This window comes from Gilliamella sp. Nev3-1 (assembly GCF_001690435.1).
Lineage (GTDB): Bacteria > Pseudomonadota > Gammaproteobacteria > Enterobacterales > Orbaceae > Gilliamella > Gilliamella apicola_C.
This window is the reverse complement of the sequence record NZ_LZHN01000003.1, coordinates 14,906-36,142: the sequence shown is the minus strand read 5'-3', so window position 1 is coordinate 36,142 and position 21,237 is coordinate 14,906. Positions and strand designations below refer to the sequence as shown.

Genomic DNA, 21,237 nt, shown 5'->3' with positions numbered 1-21,237 from the left:
AACATGATACAACAAAATAAAATTTATATATTTGATAATTAGGACTTGATCTATGTATAGAGGTGCTTAATGAGATTTTTACCTGTTAATCTTGATGCACTTATTGTTGAACTCAAAAGCCTTGAACAAACAATGGCGTTGACTGATGCACTTCAACATGTTGTTTCACATTGGAATATAGAAGAAATAATCCCCGCTGCACGCACGATATTAATTCGTTATAATCCCATTGTGACTGATGCTAATACGCTTGCTAAGCATATTGCTCAATTAGATATTGCAGAACATGTAATGCAATCTGGCGAATTGATCATAATACCAGTTAGGTATAATGGCGAGGATTTATCCCAAGTGGCTGAATATCTAGGGATAACCGTTAGTGAAGTCATTGCCAGACATACCAATAATGAATATCAAGTGGCTTTTTGTGGTTTTGCTCCAGGCTTTGCTTATATGGTAGCTAAAAATGCTGAACTTAACGTGCCACGCCGCCAATCACCAAGAGTTCGTATTCCTGCAGGCTCTGTTGCATTAGCTGGTGAATTTAGCAGTGTTTATCCCCAAGCAAGCCCTGGTGGTTGGCAACTTATTGGAACAACTGATACAGCAGTGTGGGACTTAAACCGTGATCAACCTGCGTTATTGAAGCCGGGTAACCGCGTTAATTTCATTGATGCTAGTAAGTCATCTAAAAAATATTATTTACCGCCTGCTAAAAAAGCCAATAAAAGCATTAGTCAACAACAAGATATTAAAATATTAGCAACGGGATTACAAACACTCATACAAGATAAGGGTAGAATTGGTCAGGCAGCATTAGGTATTTCTGAGTCTGGCGCCATGGATAAGGGAGCTCTGCACAGTAGCAACCGTATTTTAGGAAATCCAATTAATGAAGCAGTATTAGAAATTACGCAAGGTGGGTTTAAAGCACAGATAAACCGTAGTATGTTAGTTGCCGTCACAGGGGCTGAATGCGAGATAAGCATTACAACATCAGCTGGTGAAATGTATCATGCTGCAATGTATCAACCTATCCAATTGGAAACTGGTGATATTATTAGCTTAGGTAGCGCAAAATGCGGTGTACGTAGTTATTTTGCTGTACGCGGTGGTTTTCAGCTATCGCCTATTTTAACAAGTTGTTCTTATGATACTCTTGCGCAAGTTGGGCCATCACCACTTAATGTTGGTCAAACGCTAGCTATTAAGCACAATCAAAACTTAAATGCGGTGTCATTAATGGAAACTCCCGTTATGCACTATCCTACTTGTGACGATGTTATTGTATTAGATATTGTGCTTGGGCCACGCACTGACTGGTTTACTAAGCAAGCCGTAGAATTACTTTCTTCGCAACTATGGCAGGTTACACCAGCCTCTAATCGCATTGGTTTACGCTTATCTGGTGACATAGCTTTAAGTCGTGACAAGCAACAAGAATTACCAAGCGAAGGGACTTGTGTTGGTGCAATACAAATTCCTGCTAATGGACAACCCGTGCTATTTTTAAATGATCACCCATTAACTGGGGGATATCCTGTTATTGGCGCTGTGTGTAATTATCATTTAGACTTAGCCGGTCAAATTCCAGTCAATGCTAAAATAAAATTTAATCCTATCGGAATATTTAAAGAATTTGAAGGGAGTGATGTTGCTCATGTCTAAAAATAGTCAAAAAATAATTCATAAAGTATTGATTGCTAATCGAGGTGAGATTGCCGTACGTATTATACGAGCGTGTCGTGATATGGGCTTTTTGTCTATCGCAGTTTATGCCGATGCTGATATTGATGCACTTCATGCGCAAATGGCTGATGAGGCTTATGGGTTGTCAGGTAATCTAGCAAGTGAAACTTATCTTGATATTGATAAAATCATTACGATAGCAAAAAGAGCAGGTGCCACAATGGTACACCCTGGTTATGGTTTTTTATCAGAGCGTGTTGAATTTGCTAAATCAGTACAAGATGCTGGTTTGATATGGGTTGGTCCAAATCCAGAAACGATTGAAATACTGGGCGATAAAGTGAAAGCCAGACAGCTTGCTTTGCAAGTTGGCGCTCCTTTAGTGGTTGGAACAAAAGAGCCAGTAAAAGATGTTAAAGAAGTCGTTGAGTTTGCTCATACCCATGGTTTACCGATTGCGATTAAAGCTGCTTTTGGTGGGGGTGGTAGAGGCTTAAAAGTCGCTTGGCACAAGGACGAGGTTGAAGAGCTTTACCATTCCGCTGTACGTGAAGCGACAGCGGCATTTGGGCGTGGAGAATGCTTTTTAGAACAATTTTTACATAACCCTCGGCATATTGAAGCACAAATTATTGCTGATAAGTTAGGAAATGTCGTAGTTGTTGGAACACGTGATTGTTCATTGCAACGTCGCAATCAAAAATTAATTGAAGAATCACCCGCACCTTTTATCTCCGAGCATGTAGAACAACAAATTATTCAAGCTTCGATTGCTATTTGTACTAAAGCAAACTATGTAGGAGTAGGGACAGTTGAATTTTTACTTAGCCAAGATGGCAAATTATCTTTTCTTGAAGTCAACACTCGGTTGCAAGTTGAACACCCTGTTACAGAAGAAACAACTGGTGTTGATCTTGTTATTGAACAGCTACGCATTGCTCAAGGTTTACCACTTAGTATTACTCAAACGCCTAAACCACAAGGTCATGCTATTGAATTTCGTATTAATGCTGAAGATGCGGCAAATGGTTTTTTACCCGTAGCTGGAACGATTACGCGTTTTGATGCGCCAACAGGTCCTGGTGTACGCTTAGACAGTGGCGTAGTTGCGGGATCGTCCATTCCTGCAATGTTTGATTCACTTATTGCAAAACTTATTATTGTTGGAAATAACCGACAGCAAGCTATAGCAAGAGCTCGGCGTGCATTAGCAGAATTTTCAATTGAGGGCGTTGCGTGTGTATTACCATTTGATCGTGCGGTCATTGAGCACCCTGATTTTTGTGATGATTTTAACGTGCATACACGTTGGATCGAAACTGAATTTGATACCGCGATAGCGTCAGCAAAAAGGCAAGTACCACAAAAAGAAGAAATACTTACACATACTTTTATTGAAATTGATGGTAAGCGTTGTAAACTTGGTTTACCTGCACAATTATTAGCTGGATTATCTTTGCAAACAGATGTTAATTTGGCTACACCTTCTTGTGGCAAAGCGGCGCTTTCTGAGTTAATTGTCCCATCGCCTGTCTCAGGTAGCCTTTTTAAATGGGTGATAAACGATAATCAAAAGGTAAATGCAGGTGATGTGATTGCTATTATGGAAGCTATGAAAATGGAAGTGCAAGTTATAGCACATCGACATGGTGTTTTAAAACAAATAATCAAAGAAGGTAACTATGTCAATGCGGATGTTGCCATTGCTGAAATTGTATAGATTAAACAGAAAAAACAATCATGTTTTTTATCAAAATCACTGAAATAATCAAATATAGACGATATATTAAGCTTATTTTATACTCGTTGCGTCAGATAGTTTGCCTATGTTCATATGTAGGATGATTTATATTGAAGTTTTCTCAGCAATCAACGTTGACAAATGGGGCTTTAGCTTTAGCATTATCATCAGCCTTAACACCTAATGGGATTATTGATAACCCTCAATTTTTTACTGGTTACGCACTTTATCCACAAATTCTTGCTAGATGTTTACTTGTATTAGCAGATATTACTGCGACCCGATATTTTAAACCCGTACCAGTGGCTTTGCGAGATCCTATTTTATCTGCTCAGGGGGATCAATTAAGAGCTGAGGTTTTTTCTGCCTGTAATAGTGTTTATGCTCGTTTGGATTTATTACAACAAGGCTTCGATGGGCAAATATTACGCGGTACAACCAATGTCGATATTGGCCTTGGTTTAAGGCAAGCACTAAATCAGGTTAATAGTAAGGATAAACTTCACCTCAATATTGGTGAGCAAGGCTTAGCAACGCGCCATATCCAACAACAAGATCACGATGTGATCAGTATAAAAACTGTTGTTGAGCGCCCAGTTGAAATGCCCGATAGGTGGATTCAAGCACTTGGCAATCTTACTGAAATTCATACTAAAATGGCGGCTGTTTTTACTGTAGCGGGAATTCATGCGCAAACTTTTATTGCAAGATTGCCAGCAGTAACAAGCAAACAACAAGCAAGTTGGGTCGTTCCATCTAATACGGGCGTTAAATTGGCGTCTCAAGGCGATATTAATAGTGTCTATATTTCTGGCTTACATAGATTAAGTGCACTGAAGCGGTTAATGACCAACATAAAAAGCTTAACGTTTTATCGATTGGAAAGCGGAGAACAAGGGCCATGCATGGTTGAAGTCGCTCTTGATGGTGCAAGGCTTACCTTAAGCTTAACTGCTCAACCATGGCAGGGGTATTCAGGTGAAGGAGCATTACTTGAATCGCTTGTGCCAAAACAGCAATTACAAAATGTTCAACTTGTTCAATCTATTTTGCAATTTGATTCGCAGATTGATCCGGCGCAATTATCTTCAAAAACTCATTTAGATGCTCGGAATATCGATAGTGCGTTGGCTTACCTTGCTGTTTCAGGCAAACTTGGTTTTGATGCCTATCAAAAAAGCTATTTTCATCGCCAATTGCCTGAAGATCCTAATCGAGTCATAAAAGATAACCCATGTTTAAAATCGGCCTATAAGCTAGTTGAATTTATTGATCAGATTGATGAAACCACTTGGATTGTTCATTCTAATGATGAAGATTATCAAGTCCGTTTAGTTAGACAGAATAATGAAATGGTATCGCAATGTAATTGCTCATGGTATTTAAATCATCAGCTTAAAAAAGGACCTTGCAAACATATTTTAGCGGTTCAAATTAAGGAAAATATTTATGAATGCTAACTTAGAAAAAGCAGAAGCTATTTTTATTTCATTAAACTGGAATAATGTTACACCAGATAATATTTTGCAACAGCCGTTAGGCAGTAAGGAACAGCAAAAAATTGCCCTTTCTGGATTAAAAAGTGGCGAATGGGATGGGTATGTTCGTAGGGGAGACTCTTTCGAGCTACAAGACTATGTTAAGTGTAATAAAGCATATTTAGTGTTGTATGCTATTAGGATTGGGGTATCAGCCAGCCGAGCACTAAAGCTTGTGCGTTATGCCCATTCCTCTTTGTTATTGCCCGTTATTATGGCGCGCGGTGAGAATTATGCGCAGAAATTTGTACAATCAGCATCAGCACCAACAGATCTTGTTGCTCAGTTAGTCGATCAATTAAATTTAGCGATTCCAGAAAATCCCAATTATATCAGTGATTGGACTTTGTACGCAGCCGTTGCTATGCGGGGTGACGATATTGTAAAGCATTTTTACGATAAAACCCCGCCAAATTTAGCGCAATGTCAGCACCGATTTTTTGAACACATTCATATTGCTATAGCGTTAAATATACCAGCAACACAATCTTTTACTCAGTTATTTAGTTTAGGGGTAGCATTAGGTTGGCTTGAGTATGAGCAAGCAAAAGAACTTCTTTTCTTAGCCCTAGATATCGCCTCTCGCCCTGTAGATCGTAAAGCATGGCTTTATACACTTGATGGTTTAGGTATTACTGATGCTGAATTTTGCCAACGGGCATCTGCTTTAATTCCATTGCTAACAACGGGGGAGGCTGCGATGATTAATCGATTAGCACCTGTTTTAATTCCGTTTGTTGATGATGAATTACTAGTTGAAGTGATGACGGCCAGTTTATCGTCTAAAATAAAATCGACGCAAAAATTGGTGTTAAAAACAGCACTCAACCGTAATATACCCCAAAATGCTGATCGGTTTATGCCTTTATTTACTTTATTACTTAGCCAAACCGATGACTCGATTGTTGCTTTAACCAGAAAAATAATTACACAGTGGCAGCTTGATGGTGATTTTACGCAAGCTAGCCCAGTGGCATTAAAGCAACTTTGGCATCCAACGCCATCGCTTTGGCAATTACCACCTTTCGAGTTAGCGCCTATTTCACCTGATATATTAACAGAGCTAGCCTCTGAATTGGTAAAAAGGGACGTATCTGCCCATGATTGTGTGATGGAACGGTTTTTAGCTGTCGCCAATACGATCGCTTATAACGATCCTCAAGCCGCAAAAGCGAGTTTAGTCGGCGTAAAATTGCGAGCTGATGAGTTACTCGGTTTTATATTTTATTGGCGCAAAGGCAAAGAGATCCCGTATCACGATAATTTTACTTGTTTATTAACTGCGCGCGATTATATTGTCTGTAAAAACTTAGGAAAAATTCCTTGTTTACTGTCAACACCGAGTATGAGTGATTTGTCAATAACCGTGGATGATCTTTGTCAGCGATTAGAGACTTATCAGCAATTAAATATTGATGTATTAGAAGCGGATCTATTTTTAGCATTGACTCGTCTTGATGTATCGACACAATCATCATCAACGAAAGAAAAACTTAGTAAACTAAAAATTACTGTCACTTTGCCGTCAGGGCAAAAAATGTCGCAAAATGCCGAGGCTTTGGTCTTACAGTATCTTAATGATCCCGTGATTGAACCAAAATTAGCGTTAAATGCTAATATTAATGATGTATCGTTTCTTCCTCAATCATTAAGTGATTTTCCAGAACGAATAGGCAATAGTTGGTATACTGCTGAGCTTTTTTCTATTTTTCCCTTATGGAGCGATAGTGTTATACCTTCTGATATTGATTGGGCCAAATCATATCATCAAGGTTTTGTGTTTGAGCAACTTGTTAAAAAACGCTCTCCTTTTCCCCCTCGTTCAGCAATTACACTTTTAGCAGCACAGCGATCTCATTCCTCTCATGTGCTTGGTAATATAGCACAAGCCGTGAATCAAGCATGGCAACGAGGATTGCTTATACCTGGAGTGGCCGATGTTTTGCTATTGGAGCGTTTATCCCGTATAGCAAGTTTAGTTGCTGTATTAGCTGATATTGGAAAACAAGGGATGCTTTCGGTAGTTTGGCCCATTTTCGATCAATTAATTATTGCTTCATGCAATGCGCTAAGAATGTTATCAGGCACTGTTGAAACGGTCGATGCCATCGCTGAATTTTTACCTGAAGTTCAATATGCTGTTGATCAGGGTATAGCTGATGCAAGCCAATTACAATTATTAGGCATCAGGATGTTAGCCAGTAAAAAAGGTAGTGCTAATGCAATAAAGAAAGCCCAAGCGATAGTTGAAAAGTTCCCTAATATAGCACCAGCGCCTTTAAAACAAGAAGTGTCTATGCTGGCGCCTGATGATTTTGATCAAGTATGGGTAAAGACGGAAAAAATTAGCGTTGTACCTGAAGATAATGTTTCTATTTCTGTGAGTAAGCCTGTCATTAACCCATCTTCTCAATTTTCTAAACGTTTGTCTAAATCGTTATTATTTACTTTGAAACTTCCTAATGTAGCAAATCAAGTTTTCCAGATTGTTAAAGGTGATTGGTATTATGATTTAGAAAACGAATGGCAATGCGAAGCTTATCCCGCGCCATTGAATCATTCAGAATTTTGCATTGATTCTCAAACAGAAAGCGTTTGGTTACACTGGAGTGAAGCGAGCCAATGTCTGATTGTTGAAAAGAGCCGATATTGGTTGGAAAATTGTAAAAATGCCAATAACTTAATTTTTTCTAACGCATTGGTAATGGTGATTATTGGATTATTAGCGCAAGATAGTGATACCTATCACACAAATTCAATTTTTGAACAAAATGTTGAACAAGGCGTCATTGACGCTGACATCATGCGTAAAGCAATTATCTTATTCCTTGACTATCCCGATTTTAGCCCAGCTAAATTAATCCGATTACTGGAAAAAAAGCCTAATTTATTATCAGTATTTTACCCTGTATTAATTGAGGGCATTAAGTTTGTAGGAAAAATAGCAAAACGAGGTGAAAAAATACCTGCTTGGATCAATCGAATTTTAGATATGTCATTCATTTATGTGCCTTATTTACAAGAAGCAACAAAGCGTGGTTATCTCTCTGAATCTGATTCCCATTGGCAAGGATTAGCCGACATAGCCCATGCAAAAGTAAAATCAACGGCAGTAAATAAAGCAAGACAATTGCTTGAGTTTATTAAGTAATGTAGTTATTTCTTAACAATACATTTGGTAATGTAAAGCATGTTTAATTTGTGAATAATTAAATTTAGTAATTATTCAAATTGTTATATAAAAAAACATTATGATAATCATTATTTTCTAAAACATCATATTGAATTATGTTACTGTTTTGTCTTTATTTTAATAAGAAAGGCATATTATGACTCATTCTTCTCATCCGTTGGTTCGTTTTTACTTAAAAGTAGGGTTGATACCGCAGATTTTATTGGGCTTAATATTTGGTATTATTCTCGCCGCAGTATCGAAAGATACCGCATTAGGAATGTCTCTTATAGGTGGACTATTTATTAATGCCTTAAAATCGGTAGCTCCTATACTTGTGCTCATTTTAGTGATTGCATCAATATCCAACCATCAGCATGGTAAACAGGCGAATATGAGATCGTTAATTACCCTTTATCTTGTTGGAATGATGTTAGCTGCACTATTAGCAACTATTGCTAGTTTTTTATTTCCATCGCAAATTTCATTTGGCGATGCACTGGAGCAGATCAAGTTGACTCCACCCAACGGGGTTAAAGATGTCTTAAAAACATTACTGAATAAAATGATTGATAATCCTGTTAATGCCCTTGTTAACGCAAATTATATTGGTTTGATTATATGGGGAATAGGTATAGGGTTAGCATTAAGGCATGCAAGCCAAACGACTAAAACGATGATGAATGATTTATCTTATGCTATCTCTTTTATTGTAAGAATTATTATCCGTTTTGCACCATTAGGTGTGTTTGGGCTGGTTTCTTCAACGCTGGCCGAAACAGGTTTTGGCGAATTATTAAAATATGCACATCTATTAGGTGTATTAGTATCATGCATGTTGATTGTGGCATTAGTTCTTAATCCATTATTGGCTTATTGTGTAATGCGAAAAAATCCATATCCATTAGTTTTTACCTCATTAAAAGATAGCGCAATACCTGCCTTTTTTACTCGTAGTTCAGCTGCTAATATCCCAGTTAATATCGAAATATGCAAAAAATTAAATATGGATGAAGATACCTATTCAGTTGCTGTTCCTTTAGGTGCTGCGATTAATATGTCAGGGGCAGCAGTAACAATTACCGTTTTAACACTCGCAACAGTTAACTCAATGCATATTGATGTTGATATCTATTCTGCGGTATTACTTTGTATAGTCAGTTCTGTGTGTGCTTGCGGTGCGTCGGGGATTGCTGGTGGTTCATTATTACTAATTCCTGTTGCTTGTAGTATGTTTGGTATACCTAATGAAATTTCAGCCAAAGTCATCGGTATTGGTATTGCCATCGGTGTTATTCAAGATTCGGTTGAAACTGCATTAAATTCGTCAAGTGATGTTGTGTTTATTGGTGCAGTTTCGTCGGCAGCGCAAAATAAAAAAATGAATATCAACGCAGATTAAATATTGAACTCTATTTACATTCAGCTACATAACCAACTACATAATGATATGCAGATGGTTATTTAACCAAAATTCATGCATTGCAAACGGTGTAATATTTACACCGTTGTTATTTATACCACTATTTATTGTCATTGATAATGACTAAAATGTTAGCAATGAAACGATCTTTATCTATTTTTAATTGATTACTTGATTATAGCCGCTAATTACACTTTTAAGTTCGCTATTCAAAGAATCAACTTCTCTTTCTATAGTATTGGTCTGTAAATTTTTTAAAACTACTTTCATTTGATTAATCAATCCAGGTAAACGATCAACAAAACGGTCATAATACATATCGTTTAAACCTTGTTGTTTAATCAAGTTATTTTTGCCTTTATTCGTCATTAATTCATTGGTTATGGATTCTATTTGCTGAATTTTTTGTTCAAGGGCTGATTTATCGAGATTTTTAAACTGGTTGTTTTCGTTAAAGCTTTCATTGATTAACTCGATAACATCTTCAGATAAATCCATGATTTCCATGCAATTGTAGTTAATTGTTAACCCTTTGTTTTTTATTTCTGATTTTTGAAATGCATGGATTTCTTTGTATAATTTACCATAAGCTGCTAAAGCCACACTTTTTGCTTCAACATATTGGTTATAAAGCGTGTCAAGATTATTTAACAGTTCAGGTAATTTGGCAAAGTCATCCAATTTGTACTCATTATCTAAATAATATTTAGCTATCTGGTCATAAGCTAATCCTATTTCAACGTATTTATCACTTAATGCTTTGCCTGCGGCATCAAGTTCGGGTAACTCTGGTTTTAATGCTAATAACTCAGTAATCAATTGTTTATATTCATCAAGCTCCTTTGGTTCTGGGTGAGAGCCGATAAAAAGTTTCGTTGGATCTTTTTTCACACGATTGACATCAATTCTACCGTTTTTATCACTGACACCTCTTAAAAAATTCTTAACACTGCTATCAAGATGATAAAGAGAAGAAGTCATCTTGCCATGTCCATTCCCTCTTAATTCATCTGCAGCTTGGGTGACATTAGCATTAAAAACCTCTAGCCATATATTACCTTTACGTGCTTTCAGTGCAAATTGCCGTGAAACATCTTCAGTCTTTTTAGAATCAGAAGGTTTAGCCTCTGAAGTTGCTGTGGGTTGTTGTGTTTTGTTTTCGGTTGGTTTGTCATCACAGCCAATCATCAAAAATCCAGCAATCAATACGGTTAAAAATTTTTTTTTCATTATTTATTTCCTTAATTTTGGCATTATAAATTCAGTGTGTTAATACTTTATTATCTTTTAATGATTATTTCTAATAAAATATGAAGTTGAAACGATGAATTGCTATGTTTATGCTCAATTATTCGTAATAATTCTGGCATTGATTGATACGATAGTTATTACATGTTTTAACAAATAGATACGGTGAAGTATTAATTAACCACGAAACGGTATAGAATCCTGAATATTTTTTACAAAAATTTAGCTTGCTGTCTTAATTTATCTTCAATCTAGCTTTGTTCTTTGTTAGCTGATTATAAATGATCGGACGACTGACCATAAATATTTAGCCAATCGATAACGGTGATTTTTTTATGATATAGACGCCATATCGCTTGTTTGGGATACGGCGTTAGGTATATGCATTACTGTCATTGCTGAAATTACTATCAACAATGTGAGGTATTCCGACTCGTTAGATCACATCAGCGGGTTCTTAAATGAAATTAGCACTTGTATTATTTTATAAATGGGAATACATTCGTTGGAGTGCTATTTTTACCATTACCATTTTAAATTTTCAGTCATCTAAGATTAATTTATGAGGGAATGTGATATGCCATATAAAACACGTGAAGATTTACCTGATTCAGTACGCCATGTCTTGCCTGAACATGCGCAAGATATTTTTAAAGAAGCATTCAATAGTGCGATTAAGGAATATCAAGATCCGCATAAGCGGCGTGATAATAGTGATCCCGAAACGATTGCTTTTAAAGTGGCTTGGTCAGCGGTCGAAAAGGTTTACCACAAGGGTGAAGATGGTAAATGGCAACGTAAATAATCATTAGGCATAACAGTTAAATAATAATTCGATAGAAATAATTTATATCATCCTAATTTTTTTATTAATAATTACTTTTGTGAGAATAAAATAAATTAGGATTAGATTATTTCTATCACAAGTAAAAACGGATTTATTATATTGGTTTTCTTTTTAATCCTAGTTGGATATAAATTCTGTTTATTTTTTCTCTCAATTACCTTAAACCTATTAGCGAAATAGAACGTTATTTACAGCAACATATTAATTATCTTGAAATTAACTATAAATAAGGACATTTTATATCATCAGATCGTAAAGTTCTTGCACAGGCGGTGTGATTCTTTGCCGAGTAGAAAGTAAGGAAAAGCAAGTTTAATCATGCAGAAAGTGACATTTTATATTCATTAAATTGCTCAATATCATATTATCGAGTTTGTGCCCTCAAAATATGCCGATGGGCTTGAAGAGTTTATTTAAAATTTTCTTTAACTATTTAAAAATTAAAATTATTTTTTAGATATTTATCGTGTATGTTGATAAAGTTCTAAATATCGAAAAAAGTTACTCACTTTACTAACATTAATTCATAACTTTCCTCCAAAATATACTTATATTTTTCCTGATCAATAAGGAAAAAGTTGGTTAGTAATTCTATTTTTTTCCTTTTATACTAAATTTGAATTATCAATAAACGCAGGTACTTAATTATGAAAAATAAAGGTTTACCAAAAGATTTTTTGTGGGGGGGGGCTGTTGCTGCTCACCAATTAGAAGGGGCTTGGCAAGTTGGCGGTAAAGGAGTGAGTGTTGCTGATGTGATGACGGTGGGCTCACCTAAAAGTTATAGAAAAATTACTGAAGGTGTGATTGAAGGTGAATATTATCCAAATCACGATGCCATTGATTTTTATCATCACTATAAAGATGATATTAAACTCTTTGCCGAAATGGGTTTTAAATGTTTTAGAACCTCTATTGCGTGGACGCGTATCTTTCCAAAAGGTGATGAACTTGCGCCAAATGAAGAAGGATTAAAATTTTATGATGATCTATTTGATGAATGTCTGAAACATAATATAGAGCCTGTTGTAACCCTTTCTCATTTTGAGTTGCCTTATTATCTTGTCACTGAATATGGCGGATTTCGTAATCGTCAATTGGTCGACTTTTTTGTTCGCTTTGCTGAAGTATGTTTTGATCGTTATAAAAATAAAGTCAAATATTGGATGACTTTTAACGAAATTAATAATCAAGCTAATTTTAATGAAGATTTTGCACCATTTACTAATTCAGGTATTTACTATAAAGCAGGCGATAATCGCGAACAGATTATGTATCAAGCTGCACATTATGAATTAGTTGCTAGTGCTAAAGCAGTACAAATAGGTCATGCCATTAACCCTGATTTTAAAATTGGGTGTATGTTGGCGGTAATACCAATTTATCCTGAAACCTGTAAACCAGGTGATATTTTGATGGCACAAAAAGCAATGGAGCGTAAATACTTCTTTGCGGATGTTCATGTGCATGGCGAGTATCCGAATCATATTAAAAAATATTGGCAACGCAATGGTTTTGAGCTTGATATTACAGCGCAGGATCTTGAAGTGCTTACTAAAGGTACGGTTGACTATATTGGTTTTAGCTATTACATGTCCAATGCTATTAGGAAAAAGGAAAATGATAACAGCTATAGCTATGACGAAAAAAAGGATCTGATTGGTAATCAATACGTTAAAAAATCTGACTGGGGCTGGCAAATTGATCCTGAAGGATTACGTTATACCTTAAATTGGTTAACAGATATGTACCGATTGCCACTGTTTATTGTTGAAAATGGGTTTGGTGCATATGATAAAGTCGAGGCAGATGGTAGCATTCATGATACTTATCGTATTGAATATTTAAAAGAACACATCAAACAAATGAAGATTGCTGTTGAAGAAGACGGCGTTGATTTAATGGGCTACACCCCTTGGGGATGTATTGATTTGGTTTCGGCGGGCACTGGTGAAATGGAAAAACGGTATGGGTTCATTTATGTGGATAAAGATAATAAAGGTAATGGAACCTTAAAACGTAGCCGAAAAGATTCATTTGCTTGGTTTAAGAATGTCATTGCTTCAAACGGTGAAGTTTTATAGAAACTTATAGAAGCTCTATAAAAGTAGAATAGAAGCTCTATAAAAGTTTTATTAAGGGATCATAATTGCGTTGAGGAAAAACCATGAAAAAAGCATTAATTATTTGTGCAGCAGGAATGTCATCATCATTAATGGCTAAAAAAGTAACAGAATATTTTGCTAGTAAAGATAAAGCTATTTCGGTTGATGCAGTATCGGCAACCGAAGGAAGCAATATGATTAAAAATAGTGATTTCTCATTATTTTTAATCAGTCCACAAACGATGATGATGTTTGATAAGTTAAAAAATTTGGGTGATGAAGTGGGTAAGCCTGTAGTAAGCATTCCTTTTCAGGCCTATATCCCTATACCGTCGGGTATTGAGCAATTGGCTAAGTTAACCGAAGACAATATCAAATAACCCAAACAAAATAAGCCTTTGTTTTAGAAAAATGGCTTGGCGTTGTCATTAGATTACCAGACATGGCAGCGCCTTATTAACTTGCTTGATGTGTGCTTATCTAACATATCAGAGTAACTACACTATGATTAACAGCCTAGTTTTAGCTGTCACAGGTACGGATGATTGTGATTAAGAACAAACAACGAGATCTAATTAGTTTAATGGTTCGCTCTAAAAATCTATTCAAAAGCAGCGCATTGCTGGCAAGTGAATTATCATTATCAGATCGAACTGTTCGTACTTACCTTAATGACTTAAAACCGTTGATTGAAAACAATGGCGGAACTATTGTTAGTAAACAAGGTTATGGTTATCAATTACAAATTAAAGATAGAACGGCTTTCAACTTATTTTTAATTGAACATCATTTATTCTATCGTAACGAAGAGCAAGCAAACTGCCGAGAAGCATGTCAAAGAAAGCACCATATTCTTAATCTATTATTATTAGAAAGCCAAAAAATTGATATAGAGGCGTTATCAGAACGATTATTTATTAGCTCTTCTCAACTAAATAAAGATATTTTAGAAATCAAACACCAGCTTCAACCTTATGGGCTAACTGTCAAAAAAAGTCGATCCTTGTTTTATGTTGAAGGCGAGGAAAAAGCTAAAAGGCATTTTATTTTAAGTTATTTTTTTCATGAAGAATCAATTAACTTTTTACAAAATCTTACTTATTTGAACAAGTTTAGTGATGTAATTAGTTTTGACTCCTTGACCATTATTATTTTAGATGAATGTCGTGAGGCAAAGATAAAATTATCTGATGTCATGATGCAAAATATCGTGTTACATCTATCACTCAGCATTAAACGTCTACAATCAGGACTTTCTATTCAAAATCTTGATATGCCACAATCGACAAAAAATACATTGGAATATCAAGTTGCTAAGAAAATTATCAATAGGGTTGAAAAAGTAATTGGTTTTTGTTTTCCCAAACAAGAACAAATGTATTTAACTTTACATTTGATGAGTAAATCAAATGTTACTCACAATGATGTGGATTGCGAATTATATTTATCTGTGACTAATATATTAATCGAAATTGAGCAGCAGACAGGGTATTTATTTTTAAATGATGAACAATTGAAAGACGGCGTTATTCAACATTTAAAACCGATGATCGTTCGTTTACAACAAAATATTAAATTAGAAAATCCATTACTTGATGAAATTAAAGCTAATTCACCAGAATTATTTCAATTAGTTAAAAACTACCTTAACCAGCTACCTCAGCTTAATCAATTTACGATTCACGATGATGAGTGGGGCTACTTGACTTTGCACTTTTTAGCTTCGATTGAAAAATTAAAAAATGAACAAAAAGCCAAAGTGCTAATTATTTGTGCAACGGGTCTTGGCAGTGCCCAGCTATTAAAAAACCGAGTTGAATGTGAGTTTGATGAACGAATCAAAATTGTTGCGACACAAGGATATTATGAAATTGAACCAGAAACGTTAAATAAGGTCGATTTTATTATTTCGTCCGTTGATTTATCAGCGCAAGTATTTAAAGTGCCTGTTTTTCATGTTTCTGTATTCTTAACGGATGATGATGTACAAAAAATTCGCCGTTATCTTGCGTCACGAAATATGCCTGTCTCTGAGCGTAGAACGCAAATTCCAATGTTCGCAACAAAAAAATCTTGTAATCATTTTATTGATATTGAGCAAATTATTGATGATTTATTTGCAGATTATTTCTACCCATGCCGACAACCTCAAAGCAAAGAACATATTTTAGATTCTTTACTTGATCTTTTAGCGTTAAATGAAGATAGCAATTATAAGCAACAAATGATAAAGCAAATGCAAAATCGTATGCTATTAGGTGACATCTTCTTTAGCCAGTCGATAGTGGTGCCACACCCTGCAATTCCTGTAGGGAAATTATCTAAAATTGGCGTTGCGATGATCCCTGATGGATTATTTTGGGATGATAATTACCCACAGGTTCGCTTCGTTTTTATGATTTCCCCTTCTATTTATCAAAATTCAACTTTATCGATGATAACTAAAGCCATTATTAATTTAATTGATGATTTAGCAATGCAATCAAAGCTGTTGAAAACACATAACTATGGCCAATTTAAACGGCTTTTTATCCAACTTATTGAAAAAGGAGTATAGCAATGAATGAGGAAATGAAGCAAATGAGCTCAGAGGATATTCAACTTATCGCTTTTAATATTATTTTATATAGCGGTAATGCTAAAACTAAAATCCATGAAGCATTTAAGGCAATGAGACAAGCCGATTTTATTACCGCAAACCAGCTTCTTGATGAAGCGAATGAAGATATTTTACAAGCTCACTACTCACAAACAGAGTTACTACAAAATTATGCTAACGGTACAAAGATCACCATGGAAATTATTATGGTGCATGCGCAAGATCACTTAATGACAACAATGACAATGCGCGAAATTGCACTTGAGATGGCTCAGTTATATGAGCAAAACCACCGCTTAGCAGTCAAATTAGGGGGGTAATCCATCATATGACAACTAAAAAATTAGAAATGCACCAAAAAACGAGCCTAACCAACCTCTATTTTAATCGCTTTTTAGCTATTCGTTATAGCACGGCATTTTTTTTATTTATCAATCTGTATTGGTTTGTATTTTTAGGTGGATCATTATCTATTGTGGCCTTTTTGCCACTATCGATCCTTGTGCTAGCGATATTAACGATGTATGAGCAGATTAAACTTTATCGAAGTCATAATAATCGTTTACCTTATGCAAAGGTGTTTTATTCCACATTATCGGTAATTTGTATTGTTTTGCTGATTTCGGTAAATACATCTTTATTTCATCTATTCTTTCCTTTTTTTAAAAACACTCAATATGTCTTAAATACCGTAATGATAGTGTTAACAGCAAGTTTATTAATTAATTTTTTACTGCTTAAAAAAATAAAAAAAATTGAGCTTAATAAGGATAAATCTTTCCAAAGAATTCAAGCTTACCAACAGGTCATTAATTAGATGAGGATAACAAAATGAATACCGGATTTGTAATTTTACAGAAATTTTTAATGGCGCCAATGGCTAAAGTATCGCAATTTAAAATTGTTCGAGCAGTAATGGCCGCGGGGATGGCTTCAGTGCCTTTCTCAATTGTGGGATCTATGTTTTTAGTATTCAATACTTTACCAATGACATTTACAGGATTAGAAGGCTTTTTTGAAAATACTTTTTTTAGAGTGAGCGATCTTTATATGATTGCCAACACAGCAACTATCGGCATTTTAGCTCTCTATTTTAACTTTGTTGTTGGTTATGAACTGACTAAAATCGAAGAAGAAGAAACAGGTCTTAAAGTTAACCCTCTTAACGGCGCTATGTTATCTATTTTTGCTTTTTTCATGACTTTGCCTGAATTAGTTATGCAAAAAGGCGTGATTACATTACTTAATGATGAAAGTAATTTAGTCTTTAATGGGCTACGTTTAAAACCTTTTATTTTCCGCTTAGGTACATCGGGTATATTTATTGCAATCGTAATGGCAATTTTGGCAACTCATCTTTATTTTTTATGTGTTAGGCGAAATTGGGTTGTGAAAATGCCAGAAACTGTACCGCTAGGTGTTTCGCGGTCTTTTACTGCGCTGATTCCAACGTTTATTATTGCGTTTTTTGTGATCATTATTAATGGCGTTTTTATCTATTTTGGTACTGATATTTTTAATATTATTGCTGTGCCATTTGCTTTTGTGACCAATTTAACCAAAAGTTGGCTAGGTGTTATGGTCATTCTCTTTTTAATCCATGCATTATGGGTTGTTGGGATCCATGGCGCTACTATTATTGGCGCATTTATCACCCCAATTATGTTAGCTAATATGAACGAAAATGCACTTGGTGGTGAACATATTCCTTTTGCTGGAGAATTTAATAATTCATTAGTGATTTTAGGCGGTTCGGGTTCTACCTTATTAATGACATTCTTTATTGCTTTTTGCGCTAAGTCTAGTCAACTAAAAATCTTGGGACGAGCTTCAGCAGTACCTGCAATATTCAATATCAACGAACCTATTATTTTTGGTATGCCGATTGTATATAATCCTTACTTGGCATTTCCATTTTTCTTAGCGCCGATGGCGTGTGGAACATTAGGTTATTTTGCAATTAATACGGGTTTTATCCATCCAATCATTGCATTAATTCCATGGCCATCACCAATGGGTATAGGCGCATTTATTGGTACGGGTGGTGATTATAAAGCTGCTGTTATTGCGGTCGTGTCGGCCATTTTAGCTCTGCTAATTTATATTCCTTTTGTCAAACTATATGACAATAAACTTTATAAAGATGAACAAGGTAAATCAGCAAATCAAGCTCAAACAGCTTAGTTTTAATTAGTTTATATTAAAGGGTGTATGCCATTTAGTTTGCTACACTCTTTTTTAATTGTTTTGAGCTAATTACACGAAATCCAATTCTAAAAGTGATGAATAAGAAAGTATTTTCTTTTAATCATGTATTGAATCCTCACCATAATTGAAACGGCATAGATTCCTGAATCTTTTTTACAAAAAATAGGCAAATCAAAATTATCTAAGCAGGCTTGATTAGAAATTAATAAGAAAATCATCACAAAGTCAAGTATAGAAATTTCTATATGATCAATATTTACTCAACATTTTTATTTTCTATGCTATATTGATAATTCCCCTTAACCAAATATTGCATAATTTTTCCTATTTTTTTATGCTATTTTGTGTTAAGTGGGGCGAATAAATCATATTTTATTAGGAGGTACAACATGTTCTATCTTAAACGCAGGCTGATAACGTATTGTAGCCTTGTTATTTTTTTAGTGATAAGCCCAGTATTTGCTGTAGACAATTTAAAACAAAAATTTGAGGCTGGAGCCGTTGCCTCCCCAGATTATTATGGCGCACTAGCTGCGCAAGAGATATTAGAAAAAGGAGGAAATGCCGCTGATGCTGCTGTAGCTACAGCATTTACTCTGGCTGTTACCTATCCTGAAGCGGGTAATATTGGTGGTGGCGGTTTTATGACGCTTTGGATGGAAGGCAAGCCTTATTTTATCGATTATAGAGAAATTGCCCCGAATAAGGCTGATCGAGATATGTACCTTGATGATCATAAAAATGTGATCCCGAATTTAAGTCTATATTCCTACAAAGCCTCAGGCGTACCAGGTACGGTTGCTGGTATGTGGGCTGTGCATCAACGTTTTGGTAAATTATCTTGGAAAGACGTTATGGCGCCAGCTATACGATTTGCCAATGAAGGGTTTACCGTAGATAAACTACTAGTTAAACGGTATCATGAAGTAGAATCACTAGCGCCGGCTAATGGCCACTTTAAGCAATACTTTGGTTCTATGCAAGAAGGAAAACTATTTAAGCAGCCCGAGCTTGGCAAGGTATTAATGCGTATTGCCGATCAAGGTAGTGACGGTTTTTATAAAGGTGAAACGGCTAAATTAATTGCAAAACAGATGCAAGAAAATGAGGGTTTAATTACTGAAAATGATTTAGCTAATTACCAAGCTAAATGGCGAGAGCCGTTAGTTGCTAAGTGGCAAGATATGCAAATTGTAACTGCACCGCCACCAAGTTCAGGCGGTGTAGGTTTAATTCAACTATTATTAATGAAGCAAAATTTAGCGAATGATTTTAAGAATGTTAAAGTCAATTCACCTCAATATATTCACTTATTAGCAGAAATAGAAAAACGTGTGTTTGCTGATCGAGCCGAATATATGGGCGATCCTGATTTTATCTCGGTCCCTGTTGCTAAACTGATTGACGCTAATTATTTGGCAGAAAGATCAAAACAAGTTAACCCAAAAGCGATTTCTTTTACCGAACAAGTTAAACCTGGTTTGAACAACAACCATGAAAAATTACAGACAACGCATTTTTCTATTGTAGATAAATGGGGTAATGCAGCATCTAATACTTACACTCTCAATGGTTGGTTTGGATCTGCGGTTGTGATTGAGGGTACAGGTATTATACTCAATAATGAGATGGATGATTTTAGTAGTAAGCCAGGTGTTGCTAATCAGTTTGGTGTAGTGAGCAAAGATGCTAATGCCATAGAGCCTAATAAGCGTCCTTTATCTTCTATGACACCAAGTATTTTTATTAAAAATAATGATGTTGCAATGGTTATTGGTACGCCAGGTGGTTCAAGAATTTTTACATCCATCTTTCAAGTTGTAACTAATGTTTTTGATAATCATATGTCATTAAAAGCAGCAATGGATGCGCCTCGTTATCATCATCAATTATTACCAACTAATCTTATTTTTATTGAACGCTTTCAAAACAAAGTACCAGAGGATTTAAAAGATAAACTCAAGCAAATGGGCTACCATTTTGAGCAGCAAGATTTTAGTGGTGATATTCAGGCGATAAAAATCACAGATAAAAAACCTGAAGCAGTATCAGATATCCGTGGTCGAGGTAAATCAATGGTTGTAAGATAAAAATATTTTTCATGTTGATGTATATAATAAATATTTAATTTTATTTTTATCATTGCCACTGAAAAATAGATAATAAAAAACCCATTTAGATTAAATGGGTTTTTTATTTAAGTTGAGTTATTATTGTTCAGAAATAACTTCAACAGTCAGTTTAGCAAAAGCTTCACTATGTACTTGGAAAAATACTTCGTATTCACCTATTGTACGTAATACACCATTTGGTAAGCGAACTTCGCTTTTCGATACTTGAATACCACGAGCTTTAACTGCATCAGCGATATCACGAGTACCAATTGAACCAAAGAGTTTACCTTCATCACCAGCTTTAGAAGCGATAGTTACTTTACCTAGAGCATTAATTTCAGCAACGCGCGCTTCAGCGGCTTTTAATGTTTCAGCAAGTTTTGCTTCTAATTCAGCACGACGAGCTTCAAAGAATTCAATATTCTTTTTAGTCGCTGCTACTGCTTTACCTTGTGGAATCAAATAGTTACGAGCATAACCCGCTTTTACATTAACTTGATCACCTAAGCTGCCTAAATTAGCAACTTTATCGAGTAGAATAATTTGCATTATA

Annotated in this window: 15 protein-coding genes; 13 read left to right on the top strand and 2 right to left on the bottom strand. The window is 35.3% G+C overall.

Annotated elements, in window-relative coordinates:
• Positions 1-69: 69 nt before the first annotated feature.
• The 5 genes from A9G40_RS00270 (at position 70) to sstT (ending at position 9,542) form a co-directional block, all read left to right on the top strand.
• Complete coding sequence (locus A9G40_RS00270) at positions 70-1,668, top strand: urea amidolyase family protein (protein ID WP_065581391.1); 1,599 nt, start codon at positions 70-72, stop codon at positions 1,666-1,668.
• On the top strand, positions 1,652-3,409 hold the full coding sequence (locus A9G40_RS00265; RefSeq protein WP_065581390.1) for an acetyl/propionyl/methylcrotonyl-CoA carboxylase subunit alpha: 1,758 nt from the start codon (positions 1,652-1,654) through the stop codon (positions 3,407-3,409). Before A9G40_RS00270 ends, A9G40_RS00265 begins: the two co-directional genes overlap by 17 nt.
• Positions 3,410-3,564: 155 nt before the next feature.
• Positions 3,565-4,890 (top strand): SWIM zinc finger family protein, encoded by a 1,326-nt coding sequence (locus tag A9G40_RS00260; protein ID WP_218057903.1) that lies wholly within the window; start codon positions 3,565-3,567, stop codon positions 4,888-4,890.
• Complete coding sequence (locus A9G40_RS00255) at positions 4,880-8,119, top strand: hypothetical protein (protein WP_065581388.1); 3,240 nt, start codon at positions 4,880-4,882, stop codon at positions 8,117-8,119. The genes A9G40_RS00260 and A9G40_RS00255 overlap by 11 nt, the downstream gene beginning before the upstream one ends.
• A gap of 178 nt (positions 8,120-8,297) precedes the next feature.
• Positions 8,298-9,542 (top strand): serine/threonine transporter SstT, encoded by a 1,245-nt coding sequence (sstT, locus tag A9G40_RS00250; protein ID WP_065581387.1) that lies wholly within the window; start codon positions 8,298-8,300, stop codon positions 9,540-9,542.
• A gap of 180 nt (positions 9,543-9,722) precedes the next feature.
• On the opposite strand, the gene A9G40_RS00245 is transcribed toward sstT, so the two are convergent.
• Positions 9,723-10,793, bottom strand: a complete 1,071-nt coding sequence (locus A9G40_RS00245; protein ID WP_065581386.1) for a DUF3829 domain-containing protein — start codon at positions 10,791-10,793, stop codon at positions 9,723-9,725.
• Between the two features lie 595 nt (positions 10,794-11,388).
• Between A9G40_RS00245 and A9G40_RS00240 the strand changes: the two genes are divergently transcribed.
• The 8 genes from A9G40_RS00240 (at position 11,389) to ggt (ending at position 20,660) form a co-directional block, all read left to right on the top strand.
• On the top strand, positions 11,389-11,616 hold the full coding sequence (locus A9G40_RS00240; RefSeq protein WP_065581385.1) for a ChaB family protein: 228 nt from the start codon (positions 11,389-11,391) through the stop codon (positions 11,614-11,616).
• Between the two features lie 689 nt (positions 11,617-12,305).
• A complete protein-coding gene (locus A9G40_RS00235) occupies positions 12,306-13,742 on the top strand; it encodes a 6-phospho-beta-glucosidase (protein WP_065581384.1) in 1,437 nt (478 codons plus the stop codon).
• Positions 13,743-13,825: 83 nt separating this feature from the next.
• Entirely contained in the window at positions 13,826-14,143 is a 318-nt protein-coding gene (locus A9G40_RS00230) for a PTS cellobiose transporter subunit IIB (RefSeq protein ID WP_065566914.1), read from the top strand.
• Positions 14,144-14,310: 167 nt separating this feature from the next.
• Entirely contained in the window at positions 14,311-16,320 is a 2,010-nt protein-coding gene (locus A9G40_RS00225; protein WP_065581457.1) for a PRD domain-containing protein, read from the top strand.
• Between the two features lie 23 nt (positions 16,321-16,343).
• A complete protein-coding gene (locus tag A9G40_RS00220; RefSeq protein ID WP_065581456.1) occupies positions 16,344-16,682 on the top strand; it encodes a PTS cellobiose transporter subunit IIA in 339 nt (112 codons plus the stop codon).
• A gap of 8 nt (positions 16,683-16,690) precedes the next feature.
• Complete coding sequence (locus A9G40_RS00215) at positions 16,691-17,179, top strand: hypothetical protein (RefSeq protein ID WP_065581383.1); 489 nt, start codon at positions 16,691-16,693, stop codon at positions 17,177-17,179.
• A 14-nt stretch (positions 17,180-17,193) separates the two neighbouring features.
• Positions 17,194-18,546, top strand: a complete 1,353-nt coding sequence (gene celB, locus A9G40_RS00210; protein ID WP_065566917.1) for a PTS cellobiose transporter subunit IIC — start codon at positions 17,194-17,196, stop codon at positions 18,544-18,546.
• A gap of 413 nt (positions 18,547-18,959) precedes the next feature.
• Positions 18,960-20,660: a gamma-glutamyltransferase gene (ggt, locus tag A9G40_RS00205; protein WP_065581382.1), complete on the top strand. Its 1,701-nt coding sequence runs from the start codon at positions 18,960-18,962 to the stop codon at positions 20,658-20,660.
• Between the two features lie 120 nt (positions 20,661-20,780).
• Here the strand turns inward: ggt and rplI are convergent, their stop codons facing one another.
• Positions 20,781-21,233: a 50S ribosomal protein L9 gene (gene rplI, locus A9G40_RS00200; protein WP_065581381.1), complete on the bottom strand. Its 453-nt coding sequence runs from the start codon at positions 21,231-21,233 to the stop codon at positions 20,781-20,783.
• Positions 21,234-21,237 lie beyond the last annotated feature (4 nt).

Excerpts from the sequence above, each read along its gene's own strand:
- ggt (WP_065581382.1), top strand. The coding sequence starts at position 18,960 with ATGTTCTATCTTAAACGCAGGCTGATAACGTATTGTAGCCTTGTTATT.
- A9G40_RS00235 (WP_065581384.1), top strand. The coding sequence starts at position 12,306 with ATGAAAAATAAAGGTTTACCAAAAGATTTTTTGTGGGGGGGGGCTGTT.
- A9G40_RS00215 (WP_065581383.1), top strand. The coding sequence starts at position 16,691 with ATGACAACTAAAAAATTAGAAATGCACCAAAAAACGAGCCTAACCAAC.
- A9G40_RS00240 (WP_065581385.1), top strand. The coding sequence starts at position 11,389 with ATGCCATATAAAACACGTGAAGATTTACCTGATTCAGTACGCCATGTC.
- A9G40_RS00265 (WP_065581390.1), top strand. The coding sequence starts at position 1,652 with ATGTTGCTCATGTCTAAAAATAGTCAAAAAATAATTCATAAAGTATTG.
- A9G40_RS00255 (WP_065581388.1), top strand. The coding sequence starts at position 4,880 with ATGAATGCTAACTTAGAAAAAGCAGAAGCTATTTTTATTTCATTAAAC.
- rplI (WP_065581381.1), bottom strand. The coding sequence starts at position 21,233 with ATGCAAATTATTCTACTCGATAAAGTTGCTAATTTAGGCAGCTTAGGT.
- sstT (WP_065581387.1), top strand. The coding sequence starts at position 8,298 with ATGACTCATTCTTCTCATCCGTTGGTTCGTTTTTACTTAAAAGTAGGG.
- A9G40_RS00245 (WP_065581386.1), bottom strand. The coding sequence starts at position 10,793 with ATGAAAAAAAAATTTTTAACCGTATTGATTGCTGGATTTTTGATGATT.
- A9G40_RS00220 (WP_065581456.1), top strand. The coding sequence starts at position 16,344 with ATGAGCTCAGAGGATATTCAACTTATCGCTTTTAATATTATTTTATAT.
- celB (WP_065566917.1), top strand. The coding sequence starts at position 17,194 with ATGAATACCGGATTTGTAATTTTACAGAAATTTTTAATGGCGCCAATG.
- A9G40_RS00270 (WP_065581391.1), top strand. The coding sequence starts at position 70 with ATGAGATTTTTACCTGTTAATCTTGATGCACTTATTGTTGAACTCAAA.
- A9G40_RS00230 (WP_065566914.1), top strand. The coding sequence starts at position 13,826 with ATGAAAAAAGCATTAATTATTTGTGCAGCAGGAATGTCATCATCATTA.